Source organism: Patescibacteria group bacterium, assembly GCA_041675205.1.
GTDB lineage: Bacteria > Patescibacteriota > Patescibacteriia > GWA2-46-9 > GWA2-46-9 > JBAYUF01.
The window spans coordinates 1-22,789 of record JBAYUF010000002.1 but is presented as its reverse complement, the minus strand read 5'-3'; the positions used below and the strand labels follow the sequence as shown (position 1 = coordinate 22,789).

General features: G+C 49.7%; 26 protein-coding genes and 2 tRNA genes. 22 read left to right on the top strand and 6 right to left on the bottom strand.

Features of this window, described 5'->3' with window-relative positions; genetic code table 11:
* Nucleotides 1–4: 4 nt before the first annotated feature.
* The 4 genes from WC052_01335 to WC052_01320 form a co-directional block, all read right to left on the bottom strand.
* Complete coding sequence (locus WC052_01335) at nucleotides 5–613, bottom strand: hypothetical protein (protein ID MFA7286292.1); 609 nt, start codon at nucleotides 611–613, stop codon at nucleotides 5–7.
* Between the two features lie 228 nt (nucleotides 614–841).
* Entirely contained in the window at nucleotides 842–1,198 is a 357-nt protein-coding gene (locus WC052_01330; protein ID MFA7286291.1) for a hypothetical protein, read from the bottom strand.
* A 79-nt stretch (nucleotides 1,199–1,277) separates the two neighbouring features.
* Entirely contained in the window at nucleotides 1,278–1,910 is a 633-nt protein-coding gene (locus WC052_01325; protein ID MFA7286290.1) for a cell envelope integrity protein TolA, read from the bottom strand.
* A 229-nt stretch (nucleotides 1,911–2,139) separates the two neighbouring features.
* Complete coding sequence (locus WC052_01320) at nucleotides 2,140–2,481, bottom strand: hypothetical protein (protein MFA7286289.1); 342 nt, start codon at nucleotides 2,479–2,481, stop codon at nucleotides 2,140–2,142.
* A 131-nt stretch (nucleotides 2,482–2,612) separates the two neighbouring features.
* Here WC052_01320 and WC052_01315 point away from each other — a divergent pair, with 131 nt between their 5' ends.
* The 10 genes from WC052_01315 (at nucleotide 2,613) to WC052_01270 (ending at nucleotide 10,732) form a co-directional block, all read left to right on the top strand.
* Complete coding sequence (locus tag WC052_01315; GenBank protein MFA7286288.1) at nucleotides 2,613–2,975, top strand: hypothetical protein; 363 nt, start codon at nucleotides 2,613–2,615, stop codon at nucleotides 2,973–2,975.
* A 61-nt stretch (nucleotides 2,976–3,036) separates the two neighbouring features.
* A complete protein-coding gene (locus tag WC052_01310) occupies nucleotides 3,037–4,380 on the top strand; it encodes a hypothetical protein (protein ID MFA7286287.1) in 1,344 nt (447 codons plus the stop codon).
* Between the two features lie 2 nt (nucleotides 4,381–4,382).
* Entirely contained in the window at nucleotides 4,383–5,480 is a 1,098-nt protein-coding gene (locus WC052_01305; protein MFA7286286.1) for a DUF3048 domain-containing protein, read from the top strand.
* 46 nt (nucleotides 5,481–5,526) lie between these two features.
* The gene (locus tag WC052_01300; GenBank protein ID MFA7286285.1) at nucleotides 5,527–5,976 is read left to right on the top strand and encodes an Hsp20/alpha crystallin family protein; all 450 of its coding nucleotides are present in this window, start codon (nucleotides 5,527–5,529) and stop codon (nucleotides 5,974–5,976) included.
* 7 nt (nucleotides 5,977–5,983) lie between these two features.
* Nucleotides 5,984–6,196 carry a DUF3006 domain-containing protein gene (locus WC052_01295; GenBank protein MFA7286284.1) on the top strand — a complete coding sequence of 71 codons (213 nt, stop codon included), beginning with the start codon at nucleotides 5,984–5,986 and terminating at the stop codon, nucleotides 6,194–6,196.
* A gap of 193 nt (nucleotides 6,197–6,389) precedes the next feature.
* Nucleotides 6,390–7,811 (top strand): oligosaccharide flippase family protein, encoded by a 1,422-nt coding sequence (locus WC052_01290; protein MFA7286283.1) that lies wholly within the window; start codon nucleotides 6,390–6,392, stop codon nucleotides 7,809–7,811.
* 66 nt (nucleotides 7,812–7,877) lie between these two features.
* Nucleotides 7,878–9,491 carry an O-antigen ligase family protein gene (locus WC052_01285; protein MFA7286282.1) on the top strand — a complete coding sequence of 538 codons (1,614 nt, stop codon included), beginning with the start codon at nucleotides 7,878–7,880 and terminating at the stop codon, nucleotides 9,489–9,491.
* A 120-nt stretch (nucleotides 9,492–9,611) separates the two neighbouring features.
* A tRNA-Ser gene (locus tag WC052_01280) sits at nucleotides 9,612–9,698 on the top strand.
* A gap of 442 nt (nucleotides 9,699–10,140) precedes the next feature.
* Nucleotides 10,141–10,446 carry a MazG-like family protein gene (locus tag WC052_01275; protein MFA7286281.1) on the top strand — a complete coding sequence of 102 codons (306 nt, stop codon included), beginning with the start codon at nucleotides 10,141–10,143 and terminating at the stop codon, nucleotides 10,444–10,446.
* Nucleotides 10,447–10,462: 16 nt separating this feature from the next.
* Nucleotides 10,463–10,732: a hypothetical protein gene (locus WC052_01270; protein MFA7286280.1), complete on the top strand. Its 270-nt coding sequence runs from the start codon at nucleotides 10,463–10,465 to the stop codon at nucleotides 10,730–10,732.
* Between the two features lie 76 nt (nucleotides 10,733–10,808).
* On the opposite strand, the gene WC052_01265 is transcribed toward WC052_01270, so the two are convergent.
* A complete protein-coding gene (locus WC052_01265; protein MFA7286279.1) occupies nucleotides 10,809–12,251 on the bottom strand; it encodes a lyase family protein in 1,443 nt (480 codons plus the stop codon).
* A 173-nt stretch (nucleotides 12,252–12,424) separates the two neighbouring features.
* Between WC052_01265 and WC052_01260 the strand changes: the two genes are divergently transcribed.
* Entirely contained in the window at nucleotides 12,425–13,531 is a 1,107-nt protein-coding gene (locus WC052_01260) for a penicillin-binding protein activator (GenBank protein MFA7286278.1), read from the top strand.
* Between the two features lie 182 nt (nucleotides 13,532–13,713).
* On the top strand, nucleotides 13,714–14,856 hold the full coding sequence (locus tag WC052_01255; GenBank protein ID MFA7286277.1) for an aromatic amino acid transport family protein: 1,143 nt from the start codon (nucleotides 13,714–13,716) through the stop codon (nucleotides 14,854–14,856).
* A gap of 717 nt (nucleotides 14,857–15,573) precedes the next feature.
* On the opposite strand, the gene WC052_01250 is transcribed toward WC052_01255, so the two are convergent.
* Entirely contained in the window at nucleotides 15,574–17,337 is a 1,764-nt protein-coding gene (locus WC052_01250) for an ABC transporter ATP-binding protein (GenBank protein MFA7286276.1), read from the bottom strand.
* Nucleotides 17,338–17,576: 239 nt separating this feature from the next.
* On the opposite strand from WC052_01250, the gene WC052_01245 reads away from it, so the two are divergent.
* The 10 genes from WC052_01245 to WC052_01200 form a co-directional block, all read left to right on the top strand.
* Nucleotides 17,577–17,649: transfer RNA gene (locus tag WC052_01245), tRNA-Ala, on the top strand.
* A 181-nt stretch (nucleotides 17,650–17,830) separates the two neighbouring features.
* On the top strand, nucleotides 17,831–18,148 hold the full coding sequence (locus WC052_01240) for a hypothetical protein (protein MFA7286275.1): 318 nt from the start codon (nucleotides 17,831–17,833) through the stop codon (nucleotides 18,146–18,148).
* Between the two features lie 7 nt (nucleotides 18,149–18,155).
* Nucleotides 18,156–18,611: an NUDIX domain-containing protein gene (locus WC052_01235; protein ID MFA7286274.1), complete on the top strand. Its 456-nt coding sequence runs from the start codon at nucleotides 18,156–18,158 to the stop codon at nucleotides 18,609–18,611.
* Nucleotides 18,604–18,936, top strand: a complete 333-nt coding sequence (locus WC052_01230; GenBank protein MFA7286273.1) for a tRNA-binding protein — start codon at nucleotides 18,604–18,606, stop codon at nucleotides 18,934–18,936. Before WC052_01235 ends, WC052_01230 begins: the two co-directional genes overlap by 8 nt.
* A gap of 27 nt (nucleotides 18,937–18,963) precedes the next feature.
* Nucleotides 18,964–19,290 carry a thioredoxin gene (gene trxA / locus WC052_01225; protein MFA7286272.1) on the top strand — a complete coding sequence of 109 codons (327 nt, stop codon included), beginning with the start codon at nucleotides 18,964–18,966 and terminating at the stop codon, nucleotides 19,288–19,290.
* A gap of 4 nt (nucleotides 19,291–19,294) precedes the next feature.
* Nucleotides 19,295–19,897 (top strand): ribonuclease HII, encoded by a 603-nt coding sequence (locus WC052_01220; GenBank protein MFA7286271.1) that lies wholly within the window; start codon nucleotides 19,295–19,297, stop codon nucleotides 19,895–19,897.
* A gap of 48 nt (nucleotides 19,898–19,945) precedes the next feature.
* Nucleotides 19,946–20,347, top strand: a complete 402-nt coding sequence (locus WC052_01215; GenBank protein MFA7286270.1) for a hypothetical protein — start codon at nucleotides 19,946–19,948, stop codon at nucleotides 20,345–20,347.
* Nucleotides 20,348–20,355: 8 nt separating this feature from the next.
* Nucleotides 20,356–20,733 carry a YraN family protein gene (locus WC052_01210; protein ID MFA7286269.1) on the top strand — a complete coding sequence of 126 codons (378 nt, stop codon included), beginning with the start codon at nucleotides 20,356–20,358 and terminating at the stop codon, nucleotides 20,731–20,733.
* 89 nt (nucleotides 20,734–20,822) lie between these two features.
* Nucleotides 20,823–22,124 carry a transcription termination factor NusA gene (nusA, locus tag WC052_01205; GenBank protein ID MFA7286268.1) on the top strand — a complete coding sequence of 434 codons (1,302 nt, stop codon included), beginning with the start codon at nucleotides 20,823–20,825 and terminating at the stop codon, nucleotides 22,122–22,124.
* Nucleotides 22,125–22,150: 26 nt separating this feature from the next.
* The coding region (locus WC052_01200) for a sodium/proton-translocating pyrophosphatase (protein MFA7286267.1) at nucleotides 22,151–22,789 on the top strand (639 nt) is incomplete at its 3' end.

Sequence of the window (22,789 nt, the reverse complement as noted above, 5' to 3'; positions counted from 1 at the left end):
ATCTTTAGTATCGACAGGTGTCCATTGCGGCGAGTCGTTTCCGGAGATCATCTGGCCATAGATTCCCGTAGCCCAGGTTCTCGAGCGTGCGCAGGGTCCATGTGAGACCTGCGTGTGCATTGCCTCTTCGTCTGGCTCGTTCCACCAGACATCCGGCCAGTTTTTGTGGGTCGGCGGCTGATATTTCGATGCGGCCGTTATTGCAAAAAAGCTGTACGTAGCGCTTCGTTGTGTCGCAAGCGAAACATATCTCGCCATCCTCAATAGCGACCAGCAAGTATCGTGTGCCCGATTGCGCGAAAGGGTATTCGGCCTGTTCGATACCCGCCCACGCATTCATGATGCACGGCAGGTGGGTGCTCGTCGTCTCCGGGAAGCGGAGTATACGAGTCGTTACCATGATGAGCACACCACCCCACCGCCCCTTGCTACGCAGCAGCGGACGCTTGGGGTTGGTTTTATCCGGTGCAGCTTCACGAAGAAGCTCATCGCGCACCAAGGGTGGTTGCGCATGAAATGGAATCACACGGACGTCCTCCCTGTCGCCAAGCTGTACGCAGCGCTTTCCGTTGCCGATAACCGGAATGCCTTCAAGTAGAATGCCTGTTGCCATCATTCGAAAACAATTCGTCATGGTCGGGGTTTGCTCCTTGCGAGTTTTGAACGTTCGTTCGTGGCCGCAAATTAGCAGCATTATACTCATCAGTCAATTGTCTAACGTTGGTCAGTTGGTCGTTTTAAAATTTTCAAAACGAAGAAAGGGCCCGAACAACATCTTGACGATGTGTGGGCCCTTTCGGAATTGTTCGGCCGTAGTCGCCAGGGTGGCGACTTGGGCACGTCAGCTGATGTAGCCGCAGCGCTTGAGCGCAGCGACGATGAGGTCGCTCGCCAACTGGCAGCGATGTTCGCGAGCATGGCCCATAGAGGCCAGGAACACCGTCTGACTGGTGGCGTCGCAGGTCTCGAGCTCTGCGCTCGCCTGCGCCGTGTTCTTGCGTGCCTCCATCACGTGTCTGTTGGCGACCAACAGTCCGTGTTTGTTCGTTCTTCGCACGAACGTTGCTCTCAGTCGCGGGAACCAGTAGTGTTCCCGCCAAAACACCAATGCGACGACCTCCTGAACGGGCTGTGCTCCAGGTGAGCACGACTCGTCCAGGAAGCTCCGCAGACTCTTCTTCACGTCGTCTTCTTTCATCGCTTCATTCCTTCTTACTTGTCCCGCCGCCTGCTCTCTTCCTTTAAGTCGAGAGCAGGCGGCATGTGAGCGGTTGTGGTCAGGAGCGGTGGCCGCGGTTCCTTTTTCCGCTCTTGGGGTGGGTTCGCTCCTCGTTGCGGGGCGGCTGTCCCATGTCGGCGAACGGGGAGTTCCGGAACTGGCCATTGCCTCGGACATGGCGGGGCAGTTCAACCGGCCTGGTGGTCGGCTCGATGCGTCCGATCACTTCCGTGCGGTGCGGACGCTGACGCTGCTCATCGGGCTTGTGGCCGAAGAGGGCAGCAGTCGCCGCAGCCCGTTCGCGCTTCACCTTGGCTTCGGCCTCGCGGGCTTCGCGCTTCACCTTGGCTTCGGCCTCGCGGGCTTCGCGCTTCACCTTGGCTTCGGCCTCGCGCTTCACCTGTTCCGCCCGCCTGACCTCGTCCTCTTTGATCAGCCTGCGCGCGGAGCAGACCTGGTGGAAGGCCATGCCCGCCGCTTCGAGTTCGGGTCGGCAGACCGAGCAAACGAGCACCATGAACAGGTGCTCCTCCTGAACGATCCGGGGCATTCCTTGCGCCTCGAGAAAGTTCTCGATCTCGATCATTGAGGGCACACGGAAGTATTTCTCCCAGTTCCCACCCGTCGCTGGCTTGCTGCAGTGCACGCAGCTGCCGACGGGGTTGGTGGTTGTGCTGATCTGGTCGCTCATCTGCTCACCTCTAAGTCAATTTTCAAAGCGAAGTTACCTTACCCACTCTTGCAACAACTTCTAATTTGCAAAGTGATTCAGTTCCCAAAATTGAGAAAAGAACTCTGTATCGTACAAGTTTTTATAGATTTGTCAACCCAGGCGTGATTATTAAAAATGATTTCGCCGGCCGTTCCTCAACCCAAGTTTGGGGAGAAACGGCCGGCGTAGTTCGCGAACCAGGTTTTGGTCAGGCCTTGATGGCCTGAATAAGCGGTGTGGTGTTGTCCTCCAACGCCCAATGCCGCTGGACCTCTTCGTCCCACGGTCCCCGGTAGGTCTGGGTGGACCAAAGGACTATCTTCGTGTCCGGGAACTTTGCCCGGAGCTGCGTTGCTACCCTGCGCCCTTCTTCGCAGTGTGCATCACCAGGGGTGACGATTGCCACACTCGGTGCAGTCGTGAGTCCTTCGATCAGTTTTTCCGCCTCGACAGCCGAATCGGTTGCTACCAACTCGGAGCCGAGCTCTTTCTTGACTGCCTCCACCACTGGGAGGTATTCGCTTAGATGGACGTCAAACAAAAACAACATTACTCTTGAACCCCTTGTGAGTTTTTTGTCCAACCCTTTTTGGCCGAACACAACATACTACGATGTGGATTGCTATCGGTCAAGGTAAGGCACTTCTTGCCCACGGGTGATGCTCGACGTACACTTGCTCTATGCCCGCACATACACTTGCCATTGAACCAAACAATCAGCTGCGCGTTACTGTTTACGCAGAAGATGACGCCGCTAAGGCGGAGACATTGACTGGTGTTGTCTTAAAAACATTTTCAGACCATCCGGGTGAACAGTTTTCAGCACTGGTTGATTTGTCGAGCGCCAGTAATTCGGCTGACCCAGCGACCCTCAAGGCGTACGTTCCCGCCCTGGAGCATCCGCAACTTACAAAGGTAGCCTTTTTTGGGTTCCTTAATGAGACGCAAAGAGTGTTCGTTGAATTTGCCGTTCGTTTTGCAAAAAGCTCCAAGGTTGGTTTTTTTGACTCTGAACAAGAAGCAGTTAATTGGCTCCATCAGTAGTAACAGCTACCAAAACAGTTCGTGAGTAATTTTTAGCAGTGCACAATATAAAGAAAGTACTATGAAACAAAACAGTATAGTAAAACAGAAAGCGTGGGTTGTATCGGTCGACATGGGATATGGTCACGAGCGCGCCGCTTTTGGTTTACGGCACATTGCGTCAGGCGACATTGTAACGGCGAATAATTACGATGGTATTCCAGCTAAGGATTTACAGCTTTGGCAGCAAGGAAGAAAATTTTATGAGGCTATTTCACGCCTCAGCACCGTGCCGCTTGTGGGGCAGTTCATTTTTGAAACGTACGATAAGCTGCAAGAGATTCAGCCGTTCTATCCACGTCGTGATTTATCTCGCCCCACCCTCCAAGTTCGTGAACTGTATCGAATGATGGAGAAGCATGAGTTCATGCGCGACCTGATTGATCGTCTCCGACGAAAAAATTTACCACTCGTTACAACCTTTTTTCTTCCGGCGTTTGCCGCTGAATATTATGGCTACCCCGGGGAAATATATTGCGTGGTAACTGACGCCGATATTAGCAGAGCGTGGGCAGCGCTTGACCCAAAGCAAAGCCGCATTAAATATTTTGCCCCGACCGGCAGAGTGGTAGAACGGTTGAAGCTCTATGGGGTGCCCGAGGAGAACATTTTCTTGACTGGTTTCCCCCTACCAAAAGAATTAGTTGACGGGCCAGACCCAGCACAGCTCCGGCGTCAAATTTCGCGACGACTCAATAATCTTGACCCAAATGGTATTTTCAGAAAGCAGTACGACCGAACGTTGCACCAGCACTTTGGTCGCGATTGGCATAGTCGACCGCAACCACGGTCGCTCACTGTTACTTTCGCTGTTGGTGGTGCCGGAGCGCAAGCAAAAATTGGCGTTGAGGCACTGCAGTCGCTCCGTGTTCGTATTGCCAGAAACGAGATTACGTTTAACCTTGAAGCCGGCACGCATCGCGGTGTTCGCGACCTCTACAAGAAAGCAGTCAGCGATCTGCGCCTAACGAAATATCTTGGCAGTAGCGTACATGTTTACTACACAAAAAGTCGTCACGACTACTTCCGTGATTACACAAAGCGACTAGCGACGACGGATGTTTTGTGGACGAAACCATCAGAACAATCTTTCTATGCTGGCGCAGGATTACCAATAATTATTGCTCCCCCGCTTGGATCTCAGGAAGAGTTTAACGCGCGTTGGCTGCAAACGGTTGGAGGTGGTGTGCCGCAGCATAACCCAAAGTATGTTGGCGAGTGGCTCTTTGACTGGGTGGCAAGTGGTGGTCTCGCCAAGATGGCGTGGAGCGGCTACATCGAAGCACCAACCCACGGTGCGTATCGAATAGAGAGCGTTATAACCGATGAACACTTTCCTCTAGAGTCACTGCCGCTCATTGTGTAGGTATGTTGAATCAGGTTCGTACGAAGGTTTTGCGCTCGTGGGTTATTTTGCGCGGCCTACTGCGGCGACATAGTTGGCTCGTCACATTGTGGCTTTTGGTAATCACGAATGCGTTGCTCGTATACTTTTTTATTTTACAATCACCACAACCCGCACCTGTCGTGCCAGTAGTAGCACCAGCAGTAACAACGACGCCGTCATTATTAAACGGTTCTCCGGTTTCACTCACCGTTGCCACAAAACTACCCATTGCCGCCATGATCGATAATAGTGTTGCGGCTCGACCGGCCGCAGGGTTAAGTAAAGCTGCCGTTGTGTTTGAATTTCCAGTTGAAGGTGGGCTTACGAGGTTGTTAGCACTGTGGCAAACAGATGAGAATGTGGTTATTGGTCCGGTACGTTCTGCTCGAGAGTATGTCCTGCCAATTGTTCAAGGCTTTCATGCTCTCTATGTGCATTCGGGTGGCAGTCCGTTGGCGCTTCAGCGATTAAAACAAAATACCGGATTGCTCGATGCAGACGAGTTTCGTAATGGTAAGTACTACGCAAGGCAATCAAGCAGTCCCGCTCCTCACAATTTGTTTTCTAGTATTTTTCAGTTAGACCTTTTGGCCGCCTCGAACGACTGGTTAGTATGGCCGGGTGTTACGGCAATGGCGGCGCACGACAATGCGCCTGGTGGTGGTGTGGCTGCTTCGCAGGTGCGCGTTTCACCGTCGTCACTCCTGACATACCAAACCGTGTGGAAGTGGAATGAAGGCAATCAGGGCTATGAACGGTTCATTGGTGGCGTAGAAGCAATCGACAGAACCACGCATGAAACTATTCGTGCCGCTACGGTCCTACTACTTGAAACAGACGTTTTGCCAGCACCTCGCCCTGGGGTGCCCGATGCGGTTACCGTGCGAGTTACGGGTAGTGGCAAAGCGCTACTACTCCGGAATGGTCAGCAATATTCAATTTCGTGGAGCAAGGTGAATGCTGACGGGCCGCTGCAATACTTCGACAAAGATGGGAATGCCGTACCCATTGCCCCCGGCTTACTGTGGGTGCATTTTGTTCCGTCGCTCAGAAGCGCGGAGGCAGTTAATCCCAAGTAACTTGCTACAGACAGCAGACCTCAGTATACTGAACGGCGTTCATACTATGGCATGGCTTTTTAAAAAATCGAAACGAACCCCGGTGCATTCTGTACCGGTGAGTGATCGTGCCGAAGCAGTGTTCACGCCTCCGATTGCGCGAAGTGACGAAGCATTTCAATCAGCCACATCTGAGGGTGCTCTTGCGCTAGATGTTTATGTGACCGATAGTCAGGTGGTTGTTCAGAGCGCCATTGCTGGTGTTCGACCAGAAGATATCGTTATCGCGCTGCACAACGATCTTCTAACTGTTCGTGGTGAACGTCATGAAAAGTACAGCCAAGAAGTTAAGCAGTATATGGTGCAGGAATGTTATTGGGGGGCATTCTCACGTTCCGTTGTCCTTCCGGTGTCAGTACAAGCAGACAGCGCTACCGCTACAATGCAAGACGGTGTATTAACAATTACTCTTACGCGCAGTGAACCAACCGCGGTTACCGTGCGCGTTGTAACCTAACATACATATGGAAGCAACTATTGATCGGTTTGAAGGAGACGATGCAATTCTCAGGACAAGCGATGGTCAAGAAATTTATTGGCCAAGTGCCGAGCTCCCGGACGAAGCGGCCGAAGGCAGCGTATTGCAGTTAGTCGTAGCGGTTGACGGTGCGGCCACGGATGACCGACGTGACCAGACAAGAGAATTACTCAATGAAATTTTGAACGCCGACGAATAAGAAAACAAGCTCGCACACTAGTGCGAGCTTGTTTGTTTTGCGACCGGGGAACTGCATCCAAGAGGCCCGAAGTGGGGAAAATCTGAGTGCAAGCACCAAGATTGCCTCCGCCCGAAGACCCCACGCTTGTCGTGGATGCAGTTCCTCGAACTCAAAACAGAAAACTTTAGCATAGCCTTGCCAACGTGTCAATATGTCACTTTCCGGGCGCCTAGCGACAAATACAATAATTCAGTCCGTCGGTAAAATACTCAGCATCGCGCTTGGTTGGGGGGTAGTACTTTTACTGACCAACTACCTTGGTGCCGGTGGTTATGGGACGTATACCATCATGACAACGTACCTGCAGTTCTTTGCAGTAGCGATTGATTTAGGATTGGTACTCGTCAGTAGCCAGCTATTTGCAGAATTTACCACCGACCGGCAAAAAGTATTTTCTAATGTATTGGCATTCCGTGCTGTCACCGCCTTATTCGCTCTTGCTCTTGCCCCACTGCTTGTTTGGCTATTTCCATACAGCTTGCTTGTGAAACAAGGTGTGGTTGTATTGGTACTGTCGTTTGTCTGCGTCGCAGTGCTCCAGGTGTTTACTGGTCTGTTTCAGCAAACACTTACCATTTGGCGAGCGACTATTGCCGAGGTACTTTCCCGATTGGTGCTTCTACTCGCCGTTGTTGCGGCTATAGCCACCGGGCGCGGGATACTTTTTATTGCCTTAGCAGTTACTGTTTCAAGCATAGTTAACGTAGCGGTTGCGGCTTGGTTGGCACGGCCATTCGTTCGTTTGCGTTTCGCGTATGACAGTGAATTATGGCGCCTCATTTGGCAGCGCTCATGGCCGATTGCGCTTGGCGTTGTTTTAAACCTTGTCTATCTAAAAGCCGACACCCTTATACTTTCTTTCGTGCGCGACGAAGCAGAAGTTGGTGTGTACGGAGCAATGTATCGGGTCTTAGAAGTGCTCATTACGTTCCCCACCATGTTTGTTGGTCTGCTACTTCCAGTACTAACGGCAGCGTGGCTCACAGAAGACAAAGATCGTTTCCGACGCATCACGCAAAACGGATTTGCAGCCGTGTGTTATTTTGCTTTTCCCATCGCGGTGGGTGTCGTAATGACAGCTCCACGGTTCACCGTCTACTTTGGACAAGAGTTCGTGGCGCTTGGTACACCAGTTCTACAGTTACTTGGCATTGCGACGGGCATAATATTTATTGGTACCTACTTCGGGCATCTCATTGTTGCAATTGGCCAGCAGCGCAAAGTGCTTTGGGCGTATGCGGTCGCTGCCGCAGTAAGCTTGTTCGGGTATGTCATCGCAATTCCTCGTTTTGGGGCATTGGGTGCGGCAAGCATGACCGTGGCAGTGGAGCTGCTGATTGCCGTTTTGCTGTTTGGGTATCTCGTGTCAGTGGGTATTCGGTTCCGACTCGCTAGTATACTGCCCGCAATGTTGGCTACCGCTGTCATGGTTGCGTGGCTAATTTACGCCAGTAGTTTTGTTCTATGGTTAGTTATTCCGTTTGCCGTACTTGTCTACACCCTTGTGTTATTTGTTTCTAGTCCACTGGTTCGTCAATTATTTTTTGATGCACGGACCACGTTTCAAAAGTGACGGTAGTAGACTTTTCCGGTAGTCACATTGCAACCCGGGAATTTAGTTTTGCGGTATAATAAAATCATGGATTCTACGATTTTAATAAGCGCTTACTTACTTAGTTTTGCTTTGCTCACGTACCGAGCACCTAAAAGGGCGCTGGCTTTAATTGTTTTTTTACTCCCAACGTATCTCGTCCGGATTGAGCTCTTTGGTATCCCAACAACACTTCTTGAACTAACCATCACTGTTGTCGCGGCTGTTTGGTTTTTGAGAATGGTCCGCCACCATGGTTGGCCACGGCTACCAGCAGGAAGCACCGTAAGTACTGACAATCCTTTTCATCCCGTTCTTTACCCACTACTTGCGTTTTTGTTAACCGCTACAGTCAGCGCAATTCTTTCGCCAAATATTGATGCCGCACTTGGCGCCTGGAAGGCGTACTTTATTGATCCCATGCTGCTCTTCACTATCCTGGTTATCGAATTTCGTGGCGCACGTGAACGAATTTGGCTGCTCCACGCTCTCGGTGGCCTCGCGATTTTTGTCGCTATGGGTGCATGGTTGCAGTACTTCACTGGCTACGTACCAGAGCCATACGCCAGTGCAGCGGTTTTAAAATTCACAAGCGTTTTTCCATACCCCAATGCTGTTGGTCTGTTGCTGGCGCCAATTATTGCGCTTTACATCCCGCTCCTCATAACTTCATATCGTCGGCAGCAATCATTTTGGTGGTCGCTCATTGTCGTTATTTTTGGCGTGAGCGCCATTGTTTTGTCTCAAACGAAAGGTGCGTGGTTGGGGGTGGCCATTAGTACCTTTGTCGCCATCTTGCTTGTTTCAAAAAATCGACACCGAGTAGTTGTCGTAGGCGCAGCATTCTTATTTGTCGGCTTTTTGGCTTTTGTGCCAACACTCAGATTAAAAGTTGAGCAAAGCTTTTCATTTAGCGCGCCGTCCGGCGCAATGCGGTTGGCGGTATGGGAAGAGACTGTCGAGCTTATAAAAGACCACCCCATAACAGGCGCCGGTTTAGCAAATTATCAGCAAGCAGTTGCACCGTATCATGTAGATTGGCGACCAAATATTACGCCCTACAAAATAGAAATATTTCTCTACCCACATAATCTTTTCTTAAATGCCTGGGTAGAGCTTGGTCTGGCTGGTCTCCTCGCATTTGTCTGGCTGCTCGCGGCCTTTTTTGTTCATGCCTGGCCGCGACGGAATAGCCCGGTAGTTGCTGGAGCAATTGCCGCAATGTTGGCGTTAGTTATTCATGGGCTGGTGGATGTTCCGTATTTTAAAAATGACCTCTCCATATTATTTTGGGTGCTTATGGCGCTGCCCTTATTAGAAACACGACGGGTACATGTATTTGAATATGATGCGTTTTCGTTTTCACTACTTTCTAGTGGACGGCGACGGGTTGACCCGCGCTTACTAGCTGGTGGCCATGAACGGGTTCGCGAAGGCGACATACTGCTGTGTTATCAAGAAGGAAACGGTGCTCATTGCGTTCGATTGGCGGTCGAGTCTATTCGGCCGTATGCATCTTTTGACCATCTGGTTGCAGCGCACCATCCATTTGATTTAGGCTTTGAAACAGCATCGGAAGCTTTATTATGGTTAGCAACCCGCTATCAAGATCATTCGCGACACTATGGTGTTGCCGCATTTCATCTACGGTTAGTACCATAAAGCTTGTTGAAGACGTTCGGTCATGGTAGCGTGCGAAGCACGTTTCTAAGTAAACCTGTGGAAGGGTGCCAAAGTGGTCGCGCGGTCATACGAATAGTTCTGTACACTAAGTAAGCCTATGGAAGGGTGCCAGAGTGGTCGAATGGGCCGCACTCGAAATGCGGTAGATCCTACAAGATCTCGAGGGTTCGAATCCCTCCCCTTCCGAAGTGAACTTTGTGAACGAAGGAAGGGAGCGAATGAACTGCTTCATTCGCGTGAGGGATTCGAAAGCCGGAACGATGTCTGAGGAGTATTGCTGACGACGAAGACCGTGAGGCGGGGTCGCGACCGAGTGAGCGGAAGCGAACGAGAGTTGTGACCGATTCCCGACCCTCCCTTGAAGTGAACTTTGTGAACGAGGAAGGGAGCGAATGAACTGCTTCATTCGCGTGAGGGATTCGAAAGCCGGAGCCCCTCACTGTGTGCGGGATAAACTCGTGAGGCGGGGTCGCAGCCGACAACAATAACACCCATTCTGATGTGATCAGAATGTCATGAATTGTCAGTAGCTCCGCAGCAGCGGAGTCGAGGGAACGAGGCGAGAGTTGTGACCGATTCCCGACCTTTGAGTTGAAGTGTTGAGACATTCAATTTCTATAAAGCCTCTATGATCGATTTCCAAAAAATTCTAAAAGAGATTTGGGAAAATAAAAATACAAAGAAGTTCAATATCGATGATATTAATTTGGAATTTTGTTTAACCTTTGATGAGCTCGCCGAGGCGTTCCGTGCCTATCATAAAAAATTGCCTGATATAGGTGAAGAGTTGGCCGATGTTGCAATTTATCTTCTTTCTCTATCTAAAATGCTAGACGTTGATTTAGAAAAAGAAATTGTAAAAAAGATTAAAAAGAATAAGCAACGAACATATAAGAAAGTTGGTGGCGTCAATGTAAAGGTTAAAGGTAAGTAAAATAGTCTTCCTAATTATGGAAATGAAACTCATCCGTGATGATTTAAAAGGGAAGGTTTATGAAGCGGCAGGTCTCAAAATTTTTTTAAGAAACAGAGAGTCAGTATCGGGTGACAACTCTGAGAATGCAGCCGAGCTAATTTATCTACTTAAAGGAATGGCTGAAGTAACAACAGGAGATCGTATCTATAAGATTCAAGGGCCTGCAAAAATTGAATTTCCAGCTCGAACGTATCATAAGATCAAGGCGTTAACCGATATCGTTTTCGTTCTCTTAGATAGCTAGTATTAATTTCTGTAATGAGAACGGCCGTCCAGACTTTCGTCCGGACGGCCGTTTCCCTCTTTGTTCCTCCCTTTCTTTACAGTTGATCGTGGGCAGTTCGAACCGCCAACTTTACTGCATCACCAAGGTAGTCTCTGGGCGAAGCGATTTGCCTTCTCGTTTCCTCCGGAACGAGAGTCCAAGCGGCGCGAAGCCGTCTGTTTCGCGTCTGCTTGATGACCGTGTCTGTGGCAACTACCAAGTCGCAACCAGTTGCCCGCGCCGCCGGAACGATTACCTTGTTCACGAGCGTATGGGCATTCGCGAAGCCCGCATGCAGCAGTGATACGTAAAGCAGTTCGGCCGTTACACACGGTCCGGCTTTCTGCAGATTCTCTGTGCAGCGAGCCTCGTTTACCCGCAGACTTTTCAGCAACCGGTCGGCGGTTAGTAGCTGCTGGTAGGTGTAGCAAAGTACGCCGCCGAAGCCGCGCATCACGCTCGATCCGCGAAGGTCTCGCTGCAGGTCGCTTACGAGTGTTCCGAGTACCATGGTGTACGCACCAAGAACACTGCCGTGCATGCCGGCCATATTCTCGGCTGCCACCGGGTTACCAGTCTTATGTGCCATCGTCGAGCTTGTTGAGCCGATGCTCGTCAATTCTCCGATGTCAGACGACTGCAGCAGCCGTACGTCTTCCCCCAGATTAGCCAGTGACCCAGAGGTCAGTACAATTTCACCCAGAAATCTGACGAACGCTTCTGGCGGTGTGATCTGGGTAGACTGCAGCGGCCGCGGCAACCGCAAGGAATTGAGTAGCCCAACTTCGAGGTCGTTCGTTCCAAAGTGGTGTCGCAGCGCCGCACTCGTGCCTACTGCACCACTCGCTTTCCCAGGAATCGCGCGACTGAGTTTCCTTGCTTCACGAACGCTTGCCGCGAAACGGTTACGCAGTTGAGCGAGCCAGCAACCCACGGTGATGGGTAGGGCGTACTGGAGGTGAGTCCGTCCAATTTGGACCACCTCGGCGTACTCTGCAATCAGGCTTCGCCACCGTTGGTCAACTTCACCAGCTTTGACGTAGAACGTCTCCTCGAACGCTTCGCGCATTTGCAACGCGTAAGCGGTCGAAATGGTGTCGTACGATGTCAGATCGAGGTGCAGGTACTGGTGCAGTTCCCGTGGCAGCGCTTGACGCATGCACGCCAAGAGGGCAAGAACGTCGTGCCCTGTTCCGGGGTTCGTTGGCGTTCCCCGTTCACGCCTCGTTACCCGCGCCGTATGCGTCTTCTCGAAGACACGTCGGAGAAGATTCGGCGTCAGCAGCGTGCCAGTCATAACCGGCATCTGCCCGGTTGCTGCCAACGTTTCGAGCCAGCGGAATTCCACAAGTGCCCACCATGAGGTGCGCATGTCGTATCCAAAGGCCCAGCGCAAATCCCCGGGCTGGTAGTGCCCGTCACAGGGCAGTTGGAGGTTGAGCCCACGACGGTTGCTCGATTCCTTGAGCTCTTGAATGACCGCGCCAAGAGGTATCATTGGTACCATCCTTTCCGCTTTCAGCGGGTGCTAGTTGTGAAGGTCGTAGCTTTATCAAGCTCAGCCTTTTTACTTGTTTCGAGTGGCGCGGTCAAGAGAAGGCGAACTGCTTGTCAGAGAAGTTTTTGCTGGGTACCCTTACGGTAAGGTAGTCTTTAATCACTTTGTACGTTATGAATAAATCACTGCAAATACTTTCCGGTTTTCTCGTTCTGGCACTTCTTGGTTTTGCTGGGTACACGTTATATCAGCAACGCTCTGAGAACGAGGTGCTCGCTGGACCAATAAAAATTGGGTGGGTGGGGCCGCTCTCGGGTGGCGCTGCCAGTTACGGCGAAAGTATTCGTCGAGGCGTAGAGATGGCGTCACGTGAGTTGAACCCAGGAACCATTGAGATTGTTTTTGAAGATACGAAGTGTGAAGGTCGCGACACGGTGAATGCGGTGAACAAACTTATTTCAGTTGATGGTGTGAGTGCCATTGTTGGTGAAGTTTGCTCAGGCGCTACATTAGCCGCTGCACCAGTTGCCAATCAGAATGGCGTCGTCATGATTAGCCCAGCGTCAACTAGTCCTCGGCTGAGCGAGGCTGGTACATTTTTTTTCCGCACGGTACCGTCTGACGCATCACAAGGATTATTCGGCGCAAATTTGGTGTACGACAATGGATTCCGAAAGTTGGCTGTTCTCTACAGCAACGAAGAGTACGGGCTTGGTTTTAAAGATGTGTTAACCAAACAATTCTCAGAGCGGGGTGGTGCGGTAGTGGCGACGGAAACGTTTGGTCGAGACGATGTTGATGTGCGAGTTCAAATAGAAGCAGTTAAAAGTGCTGAGCCAGATGCCGTTTACATTGTCGTGAATAATCCAGAGACGGCCGTCGCCACGCTAAAGCAACTGCGTGAACTTGGGGTGACCGTACCACTCTATGGATCTGAAGGGTTGAAAAGTGATGACATTTTAATTGGCGCCGGCATTGCTGCCGAAGGGTTAATTGTCACCTCGGTCAGTGCTGGAACGAGTGGGTTTATTGAACGTCATAAAGCCGAATACAACGGTGCAGAACCTGGACCATTCGCCGCGCAGGGATATGACGCAATGCGAGCGTTAAATCTTGCCATACTGAAGGGTGCTCGAAGTGGCGACGCAATTGCCAAGGTGCTTCGCGAGGTAACATTTGAAGGTGCGTCAGGACATATTGATTTCGACGAACATGGTGACGTAGTTGGTAATTATGACGTTGTAAGAGCTAAAGGCGGTAAATTTATTCCGGTAGAATAAGCGGTAACGTAAGGTCAGCAGTATGTGAACGGCATGTTCAGACGACGATACGTACGTTTCACGTGGAACCAATTACTACAAAGAACACAGAGGCAGAATAATTCTCTCGACAGCACCACCGGTGGTGCTATTCTTGGTAGAGTCAGTGTATCGCTGATACATCAGTCAGCTTGATTAATCACATGCGCACAACACTTTTTGCTCCTCCATTTTTCTCAGCCGCAGGTATGATTGCGGGTCTTACTATAGGTGCAGGTATTTTTGCCGTACCTTACGCGGTGACTATCTCAGGTGTAGGATGGTCTACTCTCCTCGCTGTGCTGGCGGCAGCGGCCGTGCTGGCAATACACCTCAGTTATGGTGAAGTTGTGGCGAGCACAATTGAACAGCACCGTTTGCCAGGTTATGTGCGGCGTTATCTTGGATCTGTACCCGGGTGGATAGCCGCAGTAAACGAAGTCATCTTCGTCAGTGGCGTGCTGCTTGGCTATGTGCTTCTGGGCGGCATATTTCTAAGTAAAATTTTTGGTGGTGCAGCAACGTATTGGTCAATTACATTTTTTGTTGTCGGCGCCTTGCTCCTTCTTGGTCGTGCCCGACAAATTAGCGAAATCAATTTCATGTTGGCGCTGCCGCTCATGACCTCGTTTGTTGGCATCGGGTTAGCGGGCATAGTGCGGGGCGACATTGCTCAACTCCCTGCGATTGGCAATGATCCACTGTTTGCTTTTGCGGTGTTTCTTTTTTCACTTTCCGGGTACGTCGTCATCGCAGACGCGTATCAATTTTTTCGTGGGACGGTTGATGATTGTCGACGGTTACGGTTACTCATAGTTGCCGGTGTGGTGCTGCCATTAATCACCACTGCTATTTTTGTTGCGGGTGTGTTAATGGCATCAGGCGGGGCTGTTACTACTGATGCCCTAAGTGGTTTGGTGGCAGTGCTTGGTCCGTCCGTCGTTCAATTCGGAGCAGCGCTTGGTTTCGTAGCTGTTTTTAAATCGTATCTTTCACTTGGGTACGACCTCAAAGAAATCTATGAGTTTGATTTTAAAATTTCACCGACCGCTTCTTGGTTCCTCGCGGTAGCCTTACCGGTTGTTCCGTTTCTTTTTGGCGCAAACAATTTTGTTAGTCTCATCGCATTTTTGGGAGGTATCTCGATTGCCATTGATGGCATCTTCATTGTTCTCATGTTGCAAAAGATTCGCGGATTAGGAATTTCTCGTTTTCGTTTTTTGCCAATGAACCGTATCGCCGCCAGTGTGCTGGTTGTGCTTTTTGTTTTTAGTGCCGGGTATGAATTATTCCACCAGTTAACATAACCTGCCTAGCAGTTTTGAGAGAGGCCCGGCGCGACGATACGCACCGGGCCTCTGTTCATCTTCGTCCAACCCGTCGATGGGTCCGGCAACGCCTCCCCCTCCACAGGTGAGAGGAATTGCCGGCGACCCGAAGGGCGCCGTCTGCTCGAAGCCGGCCGAGAACAGCCACCTTCGGGGGGTGCTTGACGCCGGTGCCTCGAATGTCGAGGTTCCCGATAATCCGTACCAGGCATCTCGGTAGGTGGTGAACTGTCTTCTTGTTGCGGAGGTTCAGTCCACCTTGGCACTCGGCGCCGTCGGTGTAGAAGGTGAACTTCGCGTTCACCCAGTTCCGAGCTCTGGTGCGATCCCAGCCGTAGGTGGACATCGCCCAGGTCACGACCTCCTTTCTCATGCGAGTCTTGTGGCTTTTCACCCACGCTGCCCAACGGGGCGCGACTGCACGAAAAACGAGGTATGAAACCAGGAAAATTGTGGCCAGTAGCAACAGTTCGGTCATTGTCGCCTCCCTGACGCACCGCATTGCGGGCATCTGTTTTCGATGTTCAAACTACTACAGACAATCACTAGTCACGAGGACTGTCAACCTAAAAGTATTTGGGTTCGAGAGAGTGCAAAGAGTGCAAAACGAAGTGACACTTTATGTTTCAGCGTACTAGTACATTGAAACACGATACGGCAAGAGGTATATTCGATTTTTTCAACACGCACTGTGCCTTAGGTAATAAACCCACCAGCCTGAATTTCCCAAAGTCGTTTGTATGTCCCGTCGCGTTCGAGAAGTTCAGTGTGTGTTCCAGCCTCACTAATACCACCTTCCTCAATGACAATAATTCTGTCCATTTCCATGATGGTTGAAAGTCGATGCGCGATAACAATGGTCGTTCGGTCGTGCATCAGCTTTTTTAGTGCGTCTTGAATCAGCAGTTCAGACTCTGAATCAAGCGAGGAAGTCGCTTCGTCCAGAACAAGAATTGGTGCGTTTTTAAGAATTGCTCTCGCGATTGCAACACGCTGCCGTTCTCCACCAGACAGCCGCACCCCACGTTCACCAACAAAGGTGCTATACGCTTCAGGTAGATCCATAATGAAGTCGTGGCAGTTGGCTTGTCGCGCTGCTTCCATGACATCTTCGTCTGATGCATTCCGACTTCCGTATCGAATATTTTCAAGCAGTGTTCTGTGGAATAGAATCGGGTCCTGTGGTACGAGCGCCACAGCATCGCGCAAGCTCTCGAGTGTTATCTCGGCAATATTTTGGCCATCAATTAAGATACGACCATGGTCAACATCGTAAAGCCTGAAGAGCAACTTCGTGATTGTAGATTTTCCTGCACCCGACGGACCAACGAGGGCAATACGCTCACCTGCTTTCACTAAAAGCGAAAACTGTTTGAGAACGGTTCTTGTTTTGTTAAAGCTGAAACTTACATTCCGAAAGTCGATTTCGCCCCCGGCTGGCTTTAGTGGCTTTGCAGTTATCACGTCATGGATTTCGTGTGGTGTGTCTAAAATCTGGATAACCTCAGAAGCATCGGCTAAGGCTTCGAATTGTCTGCGCAATACTCTTCCAAAATCCCAAATCTGAAGTACCACAGTAATCAAGTATGCTTGAATCAGCGCGAAATCACCGATAGTAATTATTTGCTGTTTCCATAGATTAACCGCAGTGAACATGAGAGCAATTTCAATGCCGACGGTGAGCAGTGTTTGTATTGAGTCGATTCCAGCATCAATGTTCCACGTGAAACGTCTGGCCCTTTCGTGTGTTTGTGAAATTGCATTGAAACCTTCATTTTCATGCTTGTTTGCTGTGTAAAGTTGTACATTTAGACTATTTGAAACAATATCAGACAGAAAACCGGTCAGTTTTGAATCAAGCTCAGCTTTTCGTATATCATATTGCTGTTTCCATTTTGCGAGGCCAATGTTGATAGATAGAAAAATCACTACCCAAAGGAACATCGCTATTCCTAGTCTATAATCTCGTGAAAATAGAACAGCGCTGATAAACGTCACGGAAACGCCGAGTGGAATAATATTGAACAGAAAATCATCAGATATTGTCTCAAAGGAACGGGGCATCTTTGTCACTTTTCGAACCAAAGAACCAGAGAAGTTGTCCGAAAAAAAGTGATAGGAATGCCCCATGAGGTACGCTTCTGCCGATTGCCAGAGATCTGACATTGTTCGGGATTGAAAGTATATGGCAGCAAATATAGCAATCCTTCTCAGTAAGTTTTCAAATAGATAAATTCCCAATATTGTTAACAATATGGCTTGTAGGGCGGGGACAAGAGCAAAATCAACGGTTGCTAGAGTATCGAAAAATCTTTTGTAGAAAATGGGGGCCGTTAAACCAGTGATTCTCGCTAACAATACACCAATAAACGCAATGAAAAAGGCCCGTTTGTATTTCAGGGCTGCATTTAAAAATACAGAGAGTATTCGCCAATTTGTGGGTCTATTTTCGAATAACATACAGTAAGTAAGACGTTAAGTACCCATGCATTGTTACTGTGTTCCACGTGGAACACAAGCGGATATATTTTATAATATAAATTAGTTAAATTGTCAATATTAAATAGTATTATAAACAATAATTGCTATATTTACAAGTATATACTATAGTAAGTATGGAGCTTCGGTTTGCCGAGTCTGAAGACTGTGACCGGCAAGACTTACGTAGATCTACTCTTTGTACTATCATTCAGAAACTTGGGCCGTTAGCTCAGCTGGTAGAGCGCTTGCATGGCATGCAAGAGGTCAGCGGTTCGATCCCGCTACGGTCCAGAGTAATTTTTGCTTCAAGGTAGCCGATTATGTAGTCCGTCAGTAATCCAGCTACAGAAAATATATTCCGCTGAGTTGAAATGCGCAGGTAGTAATTATCCCGCAAGCAGGCTGGGCAAGCAACATCAGTTTTTTAAAGTGCAGTATGCACGTCAGCAGTTTTTAGATTTTTTTGTTTTTTATGAAAACATCTCACATTATTTTCAGAAGTTTTTTACACGCCTTCAGTCTTGCGCTGTACGTAAGTCTTGTTGCATTGCTTCTCTCTAATGGGGAACAATTATTTGGATCAGTGGATAGTTTCTTAATACCGGTGTTCATGCTTTTGCTGTTTGTTCTTTCTGCCACAGTCAGTGCGCTTCTGGTGCTTGGATTACCGGCGGCACTTTATTTCAGCGGTAGTCGCAGGACTGCAATCATCGTTCTTGGTGCAACATTGGGCTGGCTGGCTGTATTTATTTGCGGCATTGCCCTTGTGATGGCTACGCAGTGGCGATAGTTGATATATGGTCGTTGGTAAAGATTACGTTGGCGTAACAACTTCCTTTTGCTGTCACGATGGTAAAGGAAATTTTCTTTTACATCGTCGTGGTGCAGCGTGTCGTGATGAACAAGGTCGATGGGACGGTGGTGGGGGAAAATTAGATTTTGGTGTTTCAATGGAAGACAATGTGTTGCGTGAAATTTACGAAGAGCTCGGAGTCAACGGTGTTATTCAAGGACGGTTGCCGGCACTGGATATTTTTCGTGAGCACAACGGACAACCAACACACTGGGTGGCAATTCCGTTTTTTATTTTGGTGGATCCGAGCGAGGTTCGCATTAATGAGCCAGATAAAATTGATGAGTTGGGTTGGTTCACCCTCGATGCGTTACCCAGCCCACTGCATACGGGGTTTGCGACTATTGTGAAGCGATATGAAGAGGAGTTTAAAAAAATTGCACGAGGTGAATATGACTAGTTTCGAAGCATTTACTGAGCTCGATGTTCGAGTCGGCCGCATTACAGCAGTAGAAGATTTTCCTGAGGCGAGAAAACCGGCGTATAAACTAACAATTGACTTTGGTTCTGAGATTGGGACTAAACGGTCCAGCGCTCAGCTTGTAACGCACTACACAAAAGAGCAGCTACTCGGTAAGCTGGTGCTTGGTGTGGTAAACTTTCCTCCTAGGCAGATTGGCCCGTTTATTTCAGAATCGTTAACGCTCGGCGTACCAGACGAACAAGGACAATGTGTGCTCATTACGCCAGACGAAGCCGTGCCTGTTGGTGGTCGACTCTATTAATGTAGTTAATTATTTTACGCAAACTATATGGCTGAAGTTATCGTGACAGATCAAAATTTTGACGCTGAGGTTTTGAAATCGGACGTGCCGGTGTTAGTTGATTTTTGGGCGCCCTGGTGTGGACCATGCAGAGTGCTTGGCCCAATTGTAGAAAAATTGGCAGTGGAATTTGCGGGGAAACCGATAAAGATTGCCAAAATGAACGTAGACGAAAACCAAGCGACGGCTGGTGGCTTTGGTATTCTCAGTATCCCCACGCTACTTTTTTTTAAGGGCGGTAAGGTGGTGGAACAGCTTGTTGGCGTGCAACCAGAGGAAGTTCTCCGACAAAAATTGAACGCTCTTGCTAGCTAAATAGATTTTTACGTTTCGACCACTCGAGTCGCGTCGGCGCGGGCAAGGGTACCCGCTTGTTGCTGGTGTCGACGAGGTAGGGCGGGGAGCGTTGGCTGGTCCACTCGTAGCAGCAGCCGTAGTGCTTCGAGTGGGGGCGCGTTTGCCAAATCTTAAAGATTCAAAAGCACTCACTCGATTGCAGCGTGAACAATTCGCAAAAAGAATTTTAGCTGTTGCAGAGAGTATCGGTTATGGACAGGTACCTCCAGCAGCTGTTGATCGGCTTGGCGTTGCTAGCGCAAACGAGCTGGCCTTCAGGTTGGCACTTGATGCCCTGCGTCCACGCCCTGACTATGTTCTGGCAGATTATTTTTCAATTACAGATTATCGCTGCCCTGTTGAAGGGGTACTACATGGGGACATCGTGATACGTTCGATTGCAGCTGCGTCGATACTGGCGAAAGTATATCGTGACAAACTAATGTTTACGCTGGCCGCCACACATCCGCAGTATGGCTTTGAGTCGCACGTTGGGTATGGCACTGCCGCGCATGAAAAAGCTATTCGAATGCATGGGCTGACAAAGATTCATCGGCAGTCATTTTGTAAAAAATTTCTCACCTAATCGAGGGTCTTCACGGTGTGACCGCTACCTGGTATACTCGGCAACACTATGAACATAGCTAATTTTTTCTCTGTTTCATATCTCACGACAAATTTCCCTGGGGTGTTGAGTAGAAACGGTCTTATTGCCTGGGCAGTACTCGCCGGCGTTGTGCTCTGCGCGGCCGTTGCCGGCTCAGTCCTTATTCATCGGACAACGCTTTTACCAGCGTGGCGTGCATGGTCCCGACGGTGGGTTATCCTTGGCTACACAGTAAGTGGCTTGGCATTTCTGTTTCTTTTCTTGCGATACGAACAAGTGCCGTGGTTTTCGGCTCGTTACTGGATGCTCCTTCTCGCGTGTGTCGCTGCTGTTTGGTCGATGCGACTACTGTACCGAGCAATCCGCGTGGTGCCAAAACAGGCTGCAGCGCAAGCTGAAGATCGTCGTCGTCGGCAGTATCTTCCATAGCTGAATGTATGAATGTCCGCAGCGAGCTCGGCCGACTTGGTGAGCAGTATGCGGTGCAATACCTAGAGCATAGTGGTTGGAAAGTATTGGCTCAAAACGCGCGATTCAAACAACTGGAAGTAGACATAATTGCAGCACGAGGGGGCACGGTTGCCTTTGTTGAAGTGAAAACCCGACGAGGTGATGCCTTTGGCTCACCCGAAGAAGCTATTACAAAAGCCAAGGTGCGTCGTTTGGCTATCGCACTTGCCCAATACGCTCGGCAAAACGCTGTAACGAATTGCCGTATTGACGCGATTGCGATTGTTTTTGGGTTTGACGACAAGAAGCCAATACTGCGCCACTATGAAGCCATCGGCGGCTCAAATCTTGCTTTTTTGCCCTAACTAGGCTATTATTACTAAGTGCTCATTCTAGGAAGAATGAGTTTTTTTATTCCTACTGATGCTTCAGGCATCAACTAACTATTACAAACATGTCGGGTGAGTCGCCAATTAAGGCCGCTGTTCAACAAATCGCCGAAGAGAAAGGACTAACCGTCGAATCAATTGTTGGCACTATTGAAGCAGCACTCGCCGCTGCGTATCGAAAAGATTTTGGCGAAAAAAATCAGAACATTAAGGTGGAATTTGATTTAGAAACAGCGTTAACTCATGTCTTTGATGTAAAGGTGGTTGTCTCGGATGAATTTATTGCTGAGGCTGAAGCCCGTGCCGCGGCTGGTGAAGAAGAGCCAGAGGTTGTGGTAATGGGCGACGAATCAGATGCTGAAGTGCGGTACAACCCAAAGCTACATATCAGCGTCACTGCCGCGCACTCTATAAAACCAAATGCGGTAGTAGGGGAGGAGATTCGTACTGAACTTTCTGTCCCGGGTGAGTATGGTCGTATGGCGGCGCAAACTGCCAAGCAGGTCATCATTCAGAAGATTCGCGAGGCAGAGCACACAAATGTATTTGAAGCATTTCGTGATCGTGAGCGGCAGGTTGTTACCGCTACGGTGCAGCGTCGCGATGGGCGATCAGTTATTATGGAATTAGGACGAGGCACGGGCGTACTGCCATATGAAGAGCAGATACCGCGTGAGCGTTACAATCCAGGCGATCGGCTGCGAGTGTACGTGGTGAGTGTTAGTCAAACGCCGCGTGGTCCACAGATTGTATTGTCCCGTTCTCACCCTGAGGTTGTGCGCCAGGTTTTCTCTATGGAAATCCCAGAGATAGCCAATGGCCTTATCGTCATTAAGGGTATTGCTCGTGAGGCTGGTTCTCGTTCGAAAGTTGCAGTACAAGCGGTTGACTCGAATGTCGACCCAATTGGCTCTTGCGTTGGGCAACGGGGAACCAGAGTGCAAACCATCATCAGCGAACTGGGCGGGGAAAAAATCGATATCATCGAATTCAGCGACGATCCAATTCGCTTCATTTCGAATGCGCTTTCGCCAGCCAAAGTGTTGACCCTTGAGACTGACGACGAAACACACACCGCCGTTGCTACGGTTGAAGAAGACCAGCTCTCGCTCGCCATTGGTAAAGGGGGGCAGAATGTTCGCCTGGCAGCAAAATTAACCAGCTGGCGAATAGATATTCGTCCAGTCGGTGGTGATATACAACCATTTGAGGCCATGGAAGAAATACCGGCTGACGAGGAAGAAGCAGCAGTTGTTAGTGACAGCGTGACCGAGGCCGCCGTGGAGGAAGTAACGATAGCGCCAACGGAGGCGGCCGCTCCTGCAGTGGCACCTGCGGAAGAGGAAGAAGAGTTGCGCGGAGAATAAATTTACTCATTATTTTTCTCATTCTTATGTTTACTACTCTTCCTATAGCACTGGCCGTTGGCGCCCTGGCGGTTGGTTACGGTGGGCTTCTCATCGTTTGGTTACTTAAGCAGCCAGCAGGCAATGAGCGCATGCAAGGTATTGCTCAGGCAATCGAAGACGGTGCCAAAGCATTTTTGGCCCGACAGTACCGAAGCATTGCTATCGTTGCCGTGCCAATTTTCTTCGTACTCGGGTTTAGCGTTTCCTGGCGCACCGCCGCTGGGTTTGCGTTGGGCGCATTCTTTTCTGCGCTGGCAGGATACGTTGGTATGCGTATTTCGGTGCGAGCAAATGTTCGTACTGCTGAGGCAGCCACACATGGCATGGCCAGCGCTTTTCAGGTGGCTGTTCGTGGCGGTGCTGTAACGGGATTCTTTGTGGTCGGTCTTGGGCTTTTGGCGCTGGCTGGTTTCTACATGGCGACGGGTGACATCGCTGCCCTTCTGGGGCTTGGTTTTGGTGGTAGTTTGATTTCCATATTTGCCCGTGTTGGTGGTGGTATCTTTACCAAAGCAGCTGATGTTGGAGCTGATTTGGTTGGAAAAGTTGAAGCAGGTATTCCTGAAGATGACCCGAGAAATCCGGCCGTCATCGCCGACAACGTGGGAGATAATGTCGGGGAT

Bases quoted from the DNA above. Each gene is read 5' to 3' on its own strand.
- WC052_01335 (MFA7286292.1), bottom strand. From the start codon at position 613: ATGGCAACAGGCATTCTACTTGAAGGCATTCCGGTTATCGGCAACGGA.
- WC052_01330 (MFA7286291.1), bottom strand. From the start codon at position 1,198: ATGAAAGAAGACGACGTGAAGAAGAGTCTGCGGAGCTTCCTGGACGAG.
- WC052_01325 (MFA7286290.1), bottom strand. From the start codon at position 1,910: ATGAGCGACCAGATCAGCACAACCACCAACCCCGTCGGCAGCTGCGTG.
- WC052_01320 (MFA7286289.1), bottom strand. From the start codon at position 2,481: ATGTTGTTTTTGTTTGACGTCCATCTAAGCGAATACCTCCCAGTGGTG.
- WC052_01315 (MFA7286288.1), top strand. From the start codon at position 2,613: ATGCCCGCACATACACTTGCCATTGAACCAAACAATCAGCTGCGCGTT.
- WC052_01310 (MFA7286287.1), top strand. From the start codon at position 3,037: ATGAAACAAAACAGTATAGTAAAACAGAAAGCGTGGGTTGTATCGGTC.
- WC052_01305 (MFA7286286.1), top strand. From the start codon at position 4,383: ATGTTGAATCAGGTTCGTACGAAGGTTTTGCGCTCGTGGGTTATTTTG.
- WC052_01300 (MFA7286285.1), top strand. From the start codon at position 5,527: ATGGCATGGCTTTTTAAAAAATCGAAACGAACCCCGGTGCATTCTGTA.
- WC052_01295 (MFA7286284.1), top strand. From the start codon at position 5,984: ATGGAAGCAACTATTGATCGGTTTGAAGGAGACGATGCAATTCTCAGG.
- WC052_01290 (MFA7286283.1), top strand. From the start codon at position 6,390: ATGTCACTTTCCGGGCGCCTAGCGACAAATACAATAATTCAGTCCGTC.
- WC052_01285 (MFA7286282.1), top strand. From the start codon at position 7,878: ATGGATTCTACGATTTTAATAAGCGCTTACTTACTTAGTTTTGCTTTG.
- WC052_01275 (MFA7286281.1), top strand. From the start codon at position 10,141: ATGATCGATTTCCAAAAAATTCTAAAAGAGATTTGGGAAAATAAAAAT.
- WC052_01270 (MFA7286280.1), top strand. From the start codon at position 10,463: ATGGAAATGAAACTCATCCGTGATGATTTAAAAGGGAAGGTTTATGAA.
- WC052_01265 (MFA7286279.1), bottom strand. From the start codon at position 12,251: ATGATACCTCTTGGCGCGGTCATTCAAGAGCTCAAGGAATCGAGCAAC.
- WC052_01260 (MFA7286278.1), top strand. From the start codon at position 12,425: ATGAATAAATCACTGCAAATACTTTCCGGTTTTCTCGTTCTGGCACTT.
- WC052_01255 (MFA7286277.1), top strand. From the start codon at position 13,714: ATGCGCACAACACTTTTTGCTCCTCCATTTTTCTCAGCCGCAGGTATG.
- WC052_01250 (MFA7286276.1), bottom strand. From the start codon at position 17,337: ATGTTATTCGAAAATAGACCCACAAATTGGCGAATACTCTCTGTATTT.
- WC052_01240 (MFA7286275.1), top strand. From the start codon at position 17,831: ATGAAAACATCTCACATTATTTTCAGAAGTTTTTTACACGCCTTCAGT.
- WC052_01235 (MFA7286274.1), top strand. From the start codon at position 18,156: ATGGTCGTTGGTAAAGATTACGTTGGCGTAACAACTTCCTTTTGCTGT.
- WC052_01230 (MFA7286273.1), top strand. From the start codon at position 18,604: ATGACTAGTTTCGAAGCATTTACTGAGCTCGATGTTCGAGTCGGCCGC.
- trxA (MFA7286272.1), top strand. From the start codon at position 18,964: ATGGCTGAAGTTATCGTGACAGATCAAAATTTTGACGCTGAGGTTTTG.
- WC052_01215 (MFA7286270.1), top strand. From the start codon at position 19,946: ATGAACATAGCTAATTTTTTCTCTGTTTCATATCTCACGACAAATTTC.
- WC052_01210 (MFA7286269.1), top strand. From the start codon at position 20,356: ATGAATGTCCGCAGCGAGCTCGGCCGACTTGGTGAGCAGTATGCGGTG.
- nusA (MFA7286268.1), top strand. From the start codon at position 20,823: ATGTCGGGTGAGTCGCCAATTAAGGCCGCTGTTCAACAAATCGCCGAA.